Origin of the sequence: uncultured Desulfovibrio sp., assembly GCF_949282365.1 — a bacterium.
In the GTDB taxonomy this organism is placed as follows: Bacteria; Desulfobacterota; Desulfovibrionia; order Desulfovibrionales; family Desulfovibrionaceae; genus Desulfovibrio.
Genome location: NZ_CASDOY010000053.1, coordinates 1 through 13,799, shown reverse-complemented (window position 1 = coordinate 13,799; position 13,799 = coordinate 1). Strand labels below are relative to the sequence as shown.

The window sequence follows — 13,799 nt, the reverse complement described above, 5'->3', positions numbered from 1 at the left end:
GTCCCGTCCGCGACGCGGGGCCCCGGCGCCAGATCCCGGCGCAGGGCCGCGGCCTGTGGGCGCATGTCGCCGCGCGGGCATTCCTTTTCCAGCCGGGCCAGCAGACGCAGGGCCCCGGCCCTGTCCTTGAGCTTGTCGGCGCTGATGCGGGCGGCTTCCAGCAGGGCATCGTCGGCCAGGGCGCTGCCGGGGAATTCATCGGGCACGCGCAGCAGCAGGGTGTGCGCCGTGCGGTAGTCGGCAGCCAGGCGCGAGCAGTCCGCCAGGCTCCGGGCGCTGATGCCGGCGCGGAACAGGGCCGCCGCCGAGACCGTCCTGCCGGGGCGGCTGCGGTAGACCTGCAGGAAGTCCTCCTGCAGATCTTCCCAGGGTTCGCGCCAGCAGGCACGGCGCTTGTCGGCGCGCAGGGCCTCCATGGTCTGCTTGGCATTTTCGTAACGCTGCAGGGCCTGCCGGACGTCGTCACGGGCATCGTTACGGGCAGCGCCCCGGGCGGGAGCGTCGGATATCTGACGGGCCGCAGCCTGCGTCCGCGCCGGGTCCTGGGCCCGGGCCGCAGCCTGGACAGGGGCCGCGCCCGGATCGAGCTCCCGGCGCAGGCGGCAGGCCTCGGCGTACATGTCGCCGCGCGGATAGTCGCGGCAGAGCGCTGCCAGCAGCTTCAGGGCGCCCTGGCGATCCTTGAGCCTGTCGGCGCGGATGCGGGCGGCGCGCAGCAGGGCGTCGTCGGCCAGGCGGCTGCTGGCGTGCTGGCGGGCCACGTCCGCGAAGACCTCGGCGGCCTTGCGGGCATCGGCGGCCGCGAAGGAGCGGCGGGAAAGCTCTTCATAGCATTCCGCCGTCTTGAACAGGGCCGCGGGCCGGTTGGGCCAGGAGGGGGCGCTGCGGTGCAGCTCGTGGAAGGTCGCGGCCAGCTCTTCCCAGGGCGCGCGTTGCATGCCACGCCGGGCATCGTCGTGGAGCCTGTCCATATCGGCCTTGGCCGCCGTGTAGCGCTGTTCCGCGGAGAGGGGCGCGCTGTGGCCGAGAGAGTGGCAGAAGACCGCCAGCAGACAGAAGGCCAGGATGAAGCCCAGGGGCGGCAGCATGCGCGCGATCATGCCGGGGGATTGCGGAGGAGGGACGGGAGAAGCTGTTTTCCTGGCCATGGCAAAGGACTCGTTGGGTCATGGCTGCTCCCGGGAGGGGAGCCTTGCCGTGCCCCTGCCTATGCAGGTTGCGTGCCACGGAAAAGTATTCTCCATAACTGTATGGGATCACAAAAAATACGGATGCCGTTCCCCGAGGCGGCCTGTCCGGCTGTCTGCTTCCCGACATGAAAAAAGCTCCCCGAAGGGAGCTTTTTTTGACGCTATGGCCAGCCGTGGCCTAGAAGAACTGGCCCATGCTGAATTCCAGACGGCCCTGCTCGCGCTCGCCGTCATAGTCCTTGGACAGGGGATAGCCGTAGGCCAGGCGCAGGTCGCCCATGGGCGAACGCCAGCGCAGTTCCAGACCGGCGGAGTAGACGATCTTGTCGTTGAGGTCGTCGGCCATGGTCTTGTGGTCGATGTTGAAACCGGCATCGAAGAAGGGCACCAGCGCCAGGCCCATATCCTTCTGGAAGGTCCAGACATATTCCACGTTCAGCACGCCCATGCGGTCGCCACCGATCTGGTCGCCGCCGTATCTTTTGTCTCGGGGCGAGATGTCGGAGTAGGAGTAGCCGCGGATGGTGTCCATGCCGCCCAGCCAGAAGCGTTCGAACACGGGCACGCGGCTGCTGGTGTTCTGGAACACGCCGCCCACGCGGGCGCGCACATGGAAGGTGTTTTCGGGATTGATGGACCAGAAGCCCTGCCAGTCGGCCACGGCCTTGACGAAGTTGTCGGTACCGCCCAGGCCGCCGCCGCCGTATTCAGCCCACAGGCGGGCGATGGTGCCCTTGGTGGGACGGGCGCGGTCGTCGGTGGTGTCGCGCAGGATGCGGGCCGAGATGGCGCTGGTCCAGTTGGTGCCCTTGTAGTCGGAGATGTAGGGCGAGGCGTCGGCATCCACGTCATAGAGGTCGTAGCGTTCCAGGCGGTAGCCCAGACCCACGGAGGTGTATTCCCCGATGGGATAGCCGAAGCGGATGGTGTCGCCGATGGTCTCCTTGGTGAAGTCGTCCCAGTAGTCGTAGATGTAGTAGATGTCGTTGCCGAAGGAGAGCTCGGTATCGTAGATGCGCGGGTTGGTGAAGGAGAGCACGCCCGAGGTGCGCCGCCAGGAGAAGAAACCCTGCAGCTGCACCTGGTAGCCGCGGCCGAAGAGGTTGCGTTCCATGATGGAGGCCGTCACGCCCACGTCATAGTAGGTGGAGTAGCCGATACCGCCCATCAGGGCGCCGGTATTGTCTTCCTTGACCTTGATCTTGAGGTCCACCTCGTCGGGACGGTCGGTGGGGATCAGCTCGCTGTCGATGGCCGTGAAGTAGCGCAGGCGGTTCAGGCGCTCCGCGGAGCGGCGCATCTTTTCGCCTTCGTACTGGTCGCCGTCGCCCAGGCGCATCTCGCGCAGGATGACGTTGTCGCGGGTCTTGACGTTGCCGTCCACCATCAGGCGGCGGATGAAGACCTTTTCCTTCTTGTTGACCATGTAGCCCACGTCCACCATGGGCTCGTCGCCGTCCACCTTCATGACGCGGGTGTCCACTTCGGCGAAGGCATAGCCGCGGTCGGTGTAGAAGTTGGTCAGGCGCTTGCTGTCTTCCTGCATGACGGTGATGGAGAAGTAGTCGTTGTCCTTCTTCCATTCGTCCATCTCGATGACATCCAGCATCTTGTCTTCGTCGTCGATGATGTCGCCGCCGAACTTGATCTCGCGGATCTTGTAGCGGGGGCCTTCGTGGACCTTGAAGGTGACGTAGATGCCGTCTTCCTTGTATTCCACATCAGGGGCGGCCACCTGGATGTCCACAAAGCCCTGGTTCAGGCCGTAGGCGGCGATGGCGTTGGTATCGCGCTCCAGATGTTCTTCCTTGAGCACGCCGGTGCCCGTGAACCAGGAGAAGATGTTGCGGGGCTTGAGCGCCAGGTATTTGTCCATGTCGCCCTTGTCCAGCTGTTCCAGACCGTCGATCTTCACTTCCTTGATGTAGAGCTTCTTGCCTTCTTCCACCTGGATGACCAGGATGGCGCCACGGCCGCCGGAGCGGCTGTCCAGGCGGTAGCTGGAGCGGGCCAGGTAGTAGCCTTCCTTGCGGTAGAGCTCGTTGATCTTCTGCAGGTCGTCGGCGAGGAGCTGCTCGTTGAGCACGTTGCCGGACTTGGTGCCCATGGCGGCGATGACGTCTTCGGCGTCGATCTCGTGGGAGCCTTCCACGATGATGTTCTCGATGCGGGGCTTTTCCACCACGGTGAAGACCAGCACATTGCCTTCCATGGTGGCCTGGACGTCGCTGAAGTAGCCCAGTTCCCAGATGCGCTTGACTTCTTCGTTGATGTCATTGGCGGAGGGGGTGTCCCCCTTGCGGATGGAGAGGCGCATGAGGACCACTTCCGGGTCCATGACCTTGAGGCCGCGCACCTGTACGTCGGCCAGGGCGCCCTTGGCCGTGCCCATGGGCACGAAGTCGGCCCGGCCGATGGGATCCGTCGGCTCGGTGCGGGGGGCGCTGCTGGCCGCGGGGGCGGCGCCGGAAGCCCCGCCCAGCATGCCGGAGGCCTGCCCGGCCATGGCGGCGGCGCATTCGTTGAGGCTCAACAGGGAGGGACGGTCGAAATTGGCGGGCCTGGCCTGGCCTTCATTCACCGGCACCAGCAGGCTCTTCAGGGCGAAGCCTTCGCCGTTCTGGGCGAAGCTGCCGAACAGCACGAGATCGGCCCCGGCCTTCTTGCCCAGTTCGCGGGCCGCGGCCATGTCGATGCTGCCGCCGCGGGACGAGAGCAGGGAGCGCGCCTTGTCCATGGGAATGACGGACAGGCCGCGCTGCTGCAGTTCCGAGCCGATGATCTGCGGCACGTCCTGGGCCGCATTGGGCATCTCGGGACCGGCAGTGACCTGGAACGGCAGCACCAGCACCGTATTGCCTGCGGCCTGCAGGGCGGCAGCGCCCGGCAGGCAGACCAGCAGGGCGAAGCAGAACAGGCCCAGCCAATTACACAAATGTTTTTTCATACAGAGTCCCCGCTCTCAGTTCCAGACTGCGATTCATGGTGGCGGCCAGGTCGCGGTTGTGGGTGACGACCACAAGGGTCATGCCCAGTTCGCGGTTCAGTTCGCGCATCAGGGCACTGACCTGTTCGCCGGTACTTTCATCAAGGTTGCCCGTGGGCTCGTCGGCCAGGAGCACCCGGGGGCGCAGCAGGACAGCGCGCGCGATGGCCACCCGCTGCCGCTCCCCGCCGGACAGGGTGGAGACCTTGCTCTCCACCCGGTGGGCAAGGCCCACGCGCTCCAGCATGGTGCGGGCATCGGGCAGCACATCGCTCCGGCAGGCGCCGCCTATCAGGGCCGGCATGGCCACATTCTCCAGGGCCGAGAATTCCGGCAGGAGATGATGGAACTGGAAGACGAAGCCCAGCGTCCTGTTGCGGAAGCGGGCCTTTTCCTCCGGTTTCATCACGGCCATGTCCTGACCGTCAAAAAATATTTTTCCACTGCTTGGAGTATCAAGAGCCCCCATAAGATGCAAGAGGGTACTCTTGCCGGAGCCGGAAGTCCCCACGATGGCCAGGGACTCGCCTTCTTCCACGGACAGGTTGATATCCTTGAAGATCTCCAGATTTTCCGGGCCGGGAAAACGCTTGCCCACATGTTCGAATTTATAAAGTTCGGCCATGGTCACTCGTAGCGCAAAGCTTCCGCGGGCTCAAGGCGTGCGGCCTGCCGCGCCGGGTACAGGGTTGCCAGGAAACAGAGCAGCATGGCGCTGGCCCCGATGATGAGGACGTCCTGCCAGGTGATGATGATGGGCAGGTGGTCCAGGGTGTAGACGTTCTCGGGCAGCTTGATGAAACGGTAGCGCTTCAGGGCCCAGCCCAGGCTCAGGCCCATGCCGTAGCCCAGCAGGGTGCCCACGAAACCGATGATGGTGCCCTGCAGCATGAAGATGCGCCGGATCATCCTGCGTGTGGCGCCCATGGACATCAGGATGGCGATATCGCGGGTCTTTTCCATGACCAGCATCACCAGCGAGGTCACGATGGAGAAGGAGCCGATGAGCACCACCATGGTCAGCAGGATGAACATGCCGATCTTCTCCAGCTTGAGGGCCGCGAACAGGTTGGCGTTCATCTCCATCCAGTGGCGCACATAGAAGGGGGATCCCAGGGCGTCCTGCACGCCCTGGGCGATGCTGTCGGCCTTGTAGACGTCGTCCACCATGATCTCGATGCCGGTCAGGAAGCCGTCCGGCAGGCCGAGGATCTCGCGCGCGGCCTGCAGGCTCACGAAGGCCAGGGTGGCGTCGTATTCGAACATGCCGGTCTTGAAGATGCCCACCACCTCGAAGGGGCGGATGCGCGGCGAATAGCCGGCGGCGTTCTTCTCGCCCGAGGGGGAGAGCAGGTTGACGCGGCTGCCCAGGCCGATGCCCAGGCGCTTGGCCAGTTCCTCGCCGATGACGATGCCCGGCGTGCCCTCGCGCTGCAGCCCGGCCACGGAACCGCGCCGGATCTCGCGCAGCATGCTCAGGACCCGGGGCGCGCTTTCGGGGTCGATGCCGCGCAGCACCAGGCCTTTGACGCCGCCGGCCGCGGAGAGCATCACTTCCGTATAGATGAAGGGCGTGGCGCCGCGCACATGCTCCACGGCCTCCACCCGCCGCACCAGGTCGGGGTGCTGCTGGAAGGCCGCGGGCACATAGGACATGACGATGCCGTGGGCGTTGGCGCCGATGATCTTGTCCCGCATGTCCGTGGTCAGGCCGTTGTAGACGCCCAGCACCACCACCAGGGCGCCGACGCCGAGGGCCACGCCCAGGATGGACATGATGGAGATGATGTAGATGAAGGTCTGCTTGCGGCGCGAAAAGAGGTACCGCAGCGCCACGAACAGCTCGAAGGGCATGCGCATGCTTGTTTAGAACTCCGGACGCAGCAGCGGGAAGAGGATGACTTCGCGGATGGAGGCCGAATCCGTCAGCAGCATGACGAGGCGGTCGATGCCGATGCCTTCGCCGGCCGCCGGGGGCATGCCGTATTCCAGGGCGCGCAGGAAATCCTCGTCCATGGCGTGGGCTTCGTCGTCGCCGGCTTCCTTTTCGCGCACCTGCTCTTCAAAGCGCAGGCGCTGGTCAACGGGATCGTTGAGCTCGGAAAAGGCGTTGGCCAGCTCACGACCGGTGATGAACAGTTCAAAGCGGTCCGTCAGGTCGGGACGCTCGTTGTTGCGGCGCGACAGGGGCGAGATCTCGGTGGGGTAGTGGTAGATGAAGTGGGGCTGGACCAGCTTCTCTTCCACGTCCAGGTCGAAGAGCTTGGCGTGCAGCTTGGGCAGGCTCTCGCTGTCGGTGGCCTTTTCGCCACGGCTGCGGATGTAGTCGCGCACCTTGCCGTAATCGTTGTAGAATTCGGGGCTGTGGCCGCCGATCTTGGTCAGGGACTCGTAAAAGGACAGGCGGGTCCACTTGCCGGGGGTCAGGTCGATCTCCTGGCCCTGGTAGGTGATGACCGTGCTGCCGCAGACCTTTTGGGCCAGACGGGCGAAGAGCTCCTCGGTCAGGTCCATGAGGTCGTGGAAGTTGGCGTAGGCCCAGTAGAACTCACAGGAGGTGAACTCGGGGTTGTGCCGGGTGTCGATGCCTTCGTTGCGGAAGTTGCGGTTGAGCTCGAAGACCTTTTCAAAACCGCCCACCAGCAGGCGCTTGAGGTAGAGCTCGGGCGCGATGCGCATGTAGAGCTTGAGGTCCAGGGCGTTGTGGAAGGTCTCGAAGGGGCGGGCGGTGGCGCCGCCGGCCACGGCCTGCATCATGGGCGTCTCCACTTCCATGAAGCCGCGCTCCTCGAGGAAGCGGCGGAACTCGCTCACGATCAGGCTGCGCTTGCGGAAGATCTCGCGGGAGCGCTCGGTGACGATGAGGTCCACATAGCGCTGGCGGTAGCGGGTCTCCATGTCCTTGAGGCCGTGGTACTTTTCCGGCAGGGGGCGCATGGAACGCGTGATGAGCTTGAGGTTGCGACAGGAGATGGTCAGCTCGCCGGTCTTGGTGTGGAAAAGGTGGCCGGACACGCCCACGATGTCGCCCACGTCCAGTTTCTTGACGACATTGTACACGGCTTCGGGCAGTTCCTCGCGGCTGGCATAGCACTGGATGCGGCCGCTCTCGTCCATGATGTGGAAGAAGGCCACCTTGCCGAAGGAACGCAGCGAGACGATGCGGCCGGCGATGGCAAAGACATCGCCCTTGCCTTCCAGCTCTTCGGCGCTCAGGTCGCCGAAGTTGTCCAGCACCCAGCTGACGGCATGTTCCTTGCGGAAATCATTGGGGAACAGCGGTACACCGGCGTCCAGCAGATCACAGGCCTTGACGACGCGGTTTTTGATGACTTCGTTGAGCATGTCGCGCTCGGCAAAGCCCTCAAGCATGGGCATGAAATAGGCGGCGTGCTGCGACTTGGTATTCAGCTTGATCTTTTGCTTCTTAGGACTCTTTTCCCGGTTTTCCACTGCAAACTCCTGCTTCGGGCATGGCCCGGCCCTCTCGTGGGCTCAACGGTTGAATGGCTAGAGGTATGCCATTCGGGCCCGGCCGTCAAGGTTCCCGCCAGCCCGCCACGGGCGGGGAAAACGCGCCTTCCGGGCGGGCGGGGACGGGCCTTCCGTCCTTGAATTTCATTGATGCATCGTTTACCGTTGCCAAAACGCAAATCCGTCAAGGACCAGACATGAAAAAACTGACCATCTCGTTCCTGGGCCGGGACTGTCCCGGCATCGTCTCTGTAGTAAGCCAGATCCTCGGGCAGACCGGGTGCAATATCGTCGAGGTCACCCAGACCATCCTTTGCGGTGAGTTCGCGGCCATCTTCATCGTCGAGGCGGCTGACGACATCACGGAAGAAGGGCTCCACAGCCAGCTCACCCTGGGTCTGGAAAAGGCCCGGCTGGACCTTTCCGCCCTGGTGCGTCCGGCCGTGCAGGGCCGCTGGGAAGATTCCGTGGTCAGCCAGCCCTTCGTGGTCACGGTGGACGGACCCGACCGGCCCGGCCTCATCGCGGCCATGAGCCGTGTCTTTGCCCGGCACGGCGTCAATATCGACAGCCTCAAGGCCGTGCTGGGGCAGGATCACAGCAATCATGCCCTGTTCGTGTTCGAGGTCAAGGTCCCCGAAAAGACCGACCTGGGCCGCCTGCGCCGCGAACTGGCCAGCGAGGGCCAGGCGCAGGGCCTGCGCGTCAGCGTGCAGCATCGCGACATCTTCGAGGCCGTGCACCGCATCGGCAGCTTCTAGGCCTGTCCGTCCCGGGAGCGCGGCAGGGCCGCCTCCGCAAGTTTAACAAGGAATTTCCATGCTTTCTGAACGCGAAGTTATCAATACGCTCAACATGCTCCGCAACGAGCATCTGGATGTGCGTACCGTGACCCTGGGCGTGAGCCTGTTCGACTGCGTCAGCCACGACATCGACCTCTTCACCGGCAACGTTAAGGCCAAGCTGCACCGCTATGCCTCCCAGCTGGTCAACGTCTGCAACGAAGTGGGCGACAAATACGGCATCCCGGTGGTCAACAAGCGCATCAGCGTCAGCCCCATCGCCGTGGTGGGCGCGCCTTTCGGCCCCGAGGGCATGGTGCGCGTCTGTCAGGCCCTGGACGAAGCCGCCAAGGAAGCGGGCGTCGATTTTCTGGGCGGTTTCTCCGCCCTGGTGGAAAAGGGCTTCGCCAAGGGGGACCGCGCCCTCATCGAAGCCCTGCCCGAAGCCCTGGCCAGCACGGACCGCATCTGCTCCTCCATCAACGTGGCCTCGTCCCGCTCCGGCATCAATATGGATGCCGTGGCCCTGATGGGCGAACAGATCCTCAAGGTGGCGCAGGCCACCGCCGACCGTGGCGGCCTGGGCTGCGCCAAGCTGGTGGTCTTCGCCAACATCCCGCAGGACGTGCCCTTCATGGCCGGTGCCTATCTGGGCGTGGGCGAGCCCGATGTGGTCATCAACGTGGGCGTCTCCGGCCCCGGCGTGGTCAAGAAGGCCATCGACCGTGCCCTGGAACACAGCCGCGACGGCGGCAAGCCCATGACCCTGCTGGACGTGGCCGAAGTCATCAAGCGCACGGCCTACAAGGTGACCCGCGTGGGCGAGATGATCGGTACCGAAGTGGCCCAGCGCCTGGGCCTGCCCTTCGGCGTGGCCGACCTCTCCCTGGCCCCCACCCCGGCCGTGGGCGACAGCGTGGGCGAGATCTTCCAGAGCGTGGGCCTTTCCAGCATCGGCGCGCCCGGCACCACGGCCGTGCTGGCCATGCTCAACGACGCCGTGAAGAAGGGCGGCGCCTTCGCCTCCTCCTCGGTGGGCGGCCTGTCCGGGGCCTTCATCCCCGTTTCCGAGGACTCCAGCATCGAGGCCGCCGCCACCTCCGGCCTGCTGAGCCTGGAAAAGCTGGAAGCCATGACCAGCGTCTGCTCCGTGGGCCTGGACATGATCGCCATCCCCGGCGATACCCCGGCCAGCACCATCTCCGGCCTCATCGCCGACGAGATGGCCATCGGCATGATCAATCACAAGACCACGGCCGTGCGCGTCATCCCGGTGCCCGGCAAGGGCGTGGGCGAGGAGGTCAGCTTCGGCGGCCTGCTGGGCAAGGCGGCCATCATCCCCGTGCCCAGGGGCGACGCCAGCGCCTTCATCGGCCTGGGCGGCCGCATCCCGGCGCCCATCCACAGCCTGAAGAACTAGAAGCCGCCCCGGGGGCGGTATTGACGGCAGGGAGGACGGGCGCATGCCCGTCCTCTTTCGCTTGACGCGGCGGAGAGGGCGGCGGAGGACGTCCGGGGGAAGACCATGCACGAGCCCCGTTATTTTCAGTACGGACAGGCGGAAGTGGACACCTGTCCCGCAAGGACAAAAAACTGGCGGCGGCCATACAGGCCATCGGGCCCCTGCGGCGCGAGGTCATGCCGGACCTGTTCCAGGCCCTGATGCACGCCATCGTGGGCCAGCAGATCAGCATGGCCGCCCAGCGCACCATCTGGGGACGGCTGTGCGGCCTGCTGGGCGCGGTCACGCCGGAAAGCCTGCTGGCCCGGCCCGCGTCCGAGGTGCAGGCCCTGGGCCTGTCCCTGCGCAAGGTGGACTATATGCGCGGCATCGCCTTGCAGGTGGTCAGCGGGGAACTGGACCTGCAGGAGACGGCCGGGCTGGAGGATGCGGCGGTCTGCCGCCGTCTGGCGGCCCTGCGCGGCATCGGCGTCTGGACGGCCGAGATGCTGCTGCTCTTCTGCCTGCAACGGCCGGACATCCTGAGTTACGACGATCTGGCCATCCGCCGGGGCCTGCGCATGCTCTACCGGCACCGGGAGCTGCCGCGCGAGCGCTTCGAGCGCTACCGCAGGCGTTTTTCCCCTTACGGCAGCGTGGCCTCGCTCTATTTGTGGGCTATTGCCGGCGGCGCCTTGCCGGGACTGGACGATCCGGCGGACAGGGGCAGGCCCGGCAAGTCCGCGCGGGCCGCAAAAGCCGCGCAGGCCGGAGCGGCGGACAGGGGCAAGCCCGCCCGGCGCCGGCGCTGAGGCACGGCCGGTTCCGCGCCATCGCTGTCCCCCGGCAGGCTGCGGGCGCCGAAGATGCAGAAAGGCCCCGGGATCGTCCGGGGCCTTTGTCATGGGCGGGAAGGGGGTCGGCGAAGGGCCTACTTGAGGGCCGCGGCGCCGGCCTTGGCCACGTTGGTGTCCTCGGCCACGCTGCCGCCGCTGACGCCGATGGCGCCCACGATGACATTGTCGCGGACCAGCAGCTCACCGCCGCCGAAGATCACCAGACCGCCGTTGGTGGCTTCGATGCCGAACAGTTCCTGGCCGGGCTGGGAAGCCGCGCCCAGGGTGGAGGTGGGCATGTTGAAGTAGCGGGCCGTGACGGCCTTCTTGGTGGAGACGTCGATACTGCCGAGGAAGGCGCCGTCCTGGCGCACGAAGGCCTTGAGGTTGCCGCCCGCGTCCACGATGGCGATATTCATGGGCACGCCCTGGGCGTTGGCCTTGACCAGGGCGGCGTCCAGCACCTTCTGGGCTTCGGCCAGGGTCAGGTCGCCGGGCAGCTGGGTGGCCGGGGCCTTGGTCTTGGCCTGGGCCAGACCGGCGCAAAGCACGAGGGCCAGAACAAGAGGCAGGAAACGTTTGAACATGGTGCGACTCCTTTTGCCCGCAAGGGGCTGTTTCCTCCTGCTCTAGCACGCCGGGGGCGGAGGGGCAACGTGCCGGGCTGGCGGGAGCGCGGCCCGCCGTCCGCCGCGTGCCGCCGGGGCTCGGGTGTGGGCCTGCCGCCGCGGACAGGAGGGCGGCATCATATATGGAGAGGTCCCTGTCGTGCCGGCCATGACGTGAGGATATCCGCCGGGACCCGCCGTCACGGGCATGGCCCCGCAGGCCGGCATCGGGGAGGGCCAGTCCGCCGCGTGCGAAACAGCGCTGCCGGGGACGGCAAAACGCGGGCACGCCGCCGCACCCGCCCTGCGGCGTCAGGGCCAGTGCAAGGCCAGTACCGGGCCGCTACGCCCTCTCCGCCGTGTCAGGCAAAGCGGCCCATGCCCGGGGGCGGGTCCCCGCGCCGTTCCCCAGCGCTCCGCGCTGCGCCCAGAGCGGAAGGCCCGCGTCTACGCGCCGAGCAGATGGGGGGAGATGAAGAAGCGCCAGACCAGGGTGAAGAGCAGCAGGGAGAGCGAGACCCAGAGGAAGCGGCGCACGGCCTCGGCCCCCACCTTGATGGCCAGGCGGCTGCCCAGCCAGTTGCCGGCGATATTGGCCGCCATCATGGGCAGGCCGACGCTCCAGAGGACGGCGCCGTTCCAGATGAAAAGGACCATGGCGCCGAGGTTGGAGGCGAAGTTCATGACCTTGGAGGTGGCCGAGGCTTCGATGAGGCTGACGCGCAGCACCCAGTGCAGGGCCAGGATCAGGAAGCTTCCGGTGCCGGGCCCGAAAAAGCCGTCATAGATGCCCACCACCAGGAAGCAGAGCGGCGCCAGCAGCCAGTAGCGGCGGCCGGAACTGAGCTGCGGCTTGTTCTGCTCCTTCTTGGGCATGAGGGTGGCCACCATGGCCACGGGCAGCAGGATCACCAGCACCTTGCCCAGCACGTCGGGCGAGATGTAGAGGGCCAGCTCGGTGCCGATGGCCGCGCCCGCCAGGGAAAACCCCACGCCCAGCAGGGCCAGGCGCCAGAGGATGAGGCCGCTGCGGGCGAAGTTGAGCATGGCCACGCCGGTGCCCAGGCAGCAGCCCACCTTGTTGGTGCCCAGGGCCAGCTGGGGCGGCAGGCCGGAAAGCAGCAGGGCGGGCATGGTGATCAGGCCGCCGCCGCCCGCGATGGAGTCGATGAAGCCCGCCACGAAGGCGGCGCAGGTGCAGAAAAGGATGACGGCGCCGCTGACCATGCTACCATTCCTTGAAGATGACGTAGGCGGCCAGCACGATGAGGCCGAAGCCCAGCACATGGTTCCAGCGCAGGGTCTCGTGCAGGTAGAAGACGGAGAAGAGCGAGAAGACCGTCAGCGAGATGACTTCCTGGATGGTCTTGAGTTCCGCGGCGTTGAAATAGCCGTAGCCGATGCGGTTGGCGGGCACCTGCAGGACGTACTCGAAAAAGGCGATGCACCAGCTGATGAAGATGACCATGGGCAGGGCCATGCTCTTGTGCTTCAGGTGGCCGTACCAGGCGAAGGTCATGAAGACGTTGGAGAGCACCAGCAGGCCGACAGTGGCGACCGGGACGGGGATCTGCATGACAGGCTCCTTGCGCGGATAAAGAAAAAACGCCCATGTTTCCACAGGCGTTGAAATTTCTGGAGCCCTTGACCAGGATTGAACTGGTGACCTCATCCTTACCAAGGATGCACTCTACCGACTGAGCTACAAGGGCGATCCTCTATGTCCGGGTTTCCCCAAAAAACGCCCGTGTCACCACAAGCGTCATCATTGTCTGCTGGAGCCCTTGACCAGGATTGAACTGGTGACCTCATCCTTACCAAGGATGCACTCTACCGACTGAGCTACAAGGGCGCTCAACGAAGAAGACTTGTACGGAAAAACCGTTTCAGGGTCAAGCCTTTTTTTCGTCTTTTTGTGATAAAATGTCCCTGCCGCCTCCGGCGTCCCGTACGTGGAACGAGGAAGCGCGTCCGGCAGCGTCCGGGCAGCAGCCGGGCAGGAATGGGCAGCGCCCGGGCGGTATCCGGCGGAGTCCACGGCCATTGCTGCCCGACGGCGCTGGCAGGCGCGGGGGCCTCCGGGGAACATCTGGCAGGCGCGGGCCTGTCCGCGGCATGCAGCGCCCGGCTGCGGCACGGCATGCCGTCGCGCGTGCCGCGCTTCCCGTGGCGCGCGGGGCCGTGCCCGTTGCCGTCCGCCGCAGGAGCGGCGCCCGCCGTCCCGCCCGCCAGGGCCTGGCTGCGCGACGTTTACGATTTGCTGCAAAGAAATGGAGGAGATCAGCCACGCATGCCCCGTGATGGATGCCAGCCGTATCTTCCCGCGCTCATTTAAAGAAGCGCGCCGGGAAAGGATGGGAGGCCTGGGGGGGAGGGGAAAGCCCTTTCGCACGGGCAGCGAGCGGATGGCGGCCCGGCAGGGCCGTGCCCGTTGCGACGCAGGAAGCTACGGGCATCGACAGCAACGCGCGACCGGATGGCG

11 protein-coding genes and 2 tRNA genes are annotated in these 13,799 nt (G+C 65.8%); 3 read left to right on the top strand and 10 right to left on the bottom strand.

Annotated features, from left to right (window positions below; genetic code table 11):
- The 5 genes from Q1X76_RS08870 to lysS all read right to left on the bottom strand — a co-directional run.
- Positions 1–1,100, bottom strand: a 1,100-nt coding sequence (locus Q1X76_RS08870; protein ID WP_300719317.1) for a tetratricopeptide repeat protein, incomplete at its 3' end; no start/stop codon positions are given.
- A gap of 268 nt (positions 1,101–1,368) precedes the next feature.
- On the bottom strand, positions 1,369–4,137 hold the full coding sequence (gene bamA, locus Q1X76_RS08865; protein ID WP_300719315.1) for an outer membrane protein assembly factor BamA: 2,769 nt from the start codon (positions 4,135–4,137) through the stop codon (positions 1,369–1,371).
- Positions 4,118–4,801, bottom strand: coding sequence for an ABC transporter ATP-binding protein (locus Q1X76_RS08860; RefSeq protein ID WP_300719313.1), 684 nt, complete (start codon positions 4,799–4,801; stop codon positions 4,118–4,120). The genes bamA and Q1X76_RS08860 overlap by 20 nt, the downstream gene beginning before the upstream one ends.
- A gap of 2 nt (positions 4,802–4,803) precedes the next feature.
- Entirely contained in the window at positions 4,804–6,030 is a 1,227-nt protein-coding gene (locus Q1X76_RS08855; protein WP_300719311.1) for a lipoprotein-releasing ABC transporter permease subunit, read from the bottom strand.
- A gap of 12 nt (positions 6,031–6,042) precedes the next feature.
- The gene (gene lysS, locus Q1X76_RS08850) at positions 6,043–7,548 is read right to left on the bottom strand and encodes a lysine--tRNA ligase (protein WP_300719319.1); all 1,506 of its coding nucleotides are present in this window, start codon (positions 7,546–7,548) and stop codon (positions 6,043–6,045) included.
- A 299-nt stretch (positions 7,549–7,847) separates the two neighbouring features.
- Between lysS and Q1X76_RS08845 the strand changes: the two genes are divergently transcribed.
- From Q1X76_RS08845 to Q1X76_RS08835, 3 genes are all read left to right on the top strand, one after another.
- Entirely contained in the window at positions 7,848–8,411 is a 564-nt protein-coding gene (locus Q1X76_RS08845; protein ID WP_300719309.1) for an ACT domain-containing protein, read from the top strand.
- Between the two features lie 58 nt (positions 8,412–8,469).
- Positions 8,470–9,852 (top strand): PFL family protein, encoded by a 1,383-nt coding sequence (locus Q1X76_RS08840; RefSeq protein ID WP_300719307.1) that lies wholly within the window; start codon positions 8,470–8,472, stop codon positions 9,850–9,852.
- Between the two features lie 218 nt (positions 9,853–10,070).
- Positions 10,071–10,685, top strand: a complete 615-nt coding sequence (locus Q1X76_RS08835) for a DNA-3-methyladenine glycosylase 2 family protein (protein ID WP_300719306.1) — start codon at positions 10,071–10,073, stop codon at positions 10,683–10,685.
- A 119-nt stretch (positions 10,686–10,804) separates the two neighbouring features.
- Here Q1X76_RS08835 and Q1X76_RS08830 read toward each other — a convergent pair whose 3' ends face one another.
- The 5 genes from Q1X76_RS08830 to Q1X76_RS08810 all read right to left on the bottom strand — a co-directional run bounded on the left by Q1X76_RS08830 (position 10,805) and on the right by Q1X76_RS08810 (position 13,169).
- Positions 10,805–11,296, bottom strand: coding sequence for a heme-binding protein (locus Q1X76_RS08830; protein WP_300719304.1), 492 nt, complete (start codon positions 11,294–11,296; stop codon positions 10,805–10,807).
- Between the two features lie 468 nt (positions 11,297–11,764).
- Positions 11,765–12,544, bottom strand: a complete 780-nt coding sequence (locus Q1X76_RS08825) for a TSUP family transporter (RefSeq protein ID WP_300719302.1) — start codon at positions 12,542–12,544, stop codon at positions 11,765–11,767.
- A 1-nt stretch (position 12,545) separates the two neighbouring features.
- A complete protein-coding gene (locus Q1X76_RS08820; RefSeq protein ID WP_300719300.1) occupies positions 12,546–12,893 on the bottom strand; it encodes a DMT family protein in 348 nt (115 codons plus the stop codon).
- Positions 12,894–12,953: 60 nt separating this feature from the next.
- Positions 12,954–13,029: transfer RNA gene (locus Q1X76_RS08815), tRNA-Thr, on the bottom strand.
- Between the two features lie 64 nt (positions 13,030–13,093).
- A tRNA-Thr gene (locus Q1X76_RS08810) sits at positions 13,094–13,169 on the bottom strand.
- Positions 13,170–13,799 lie beyond the last annotated feature (630 nt).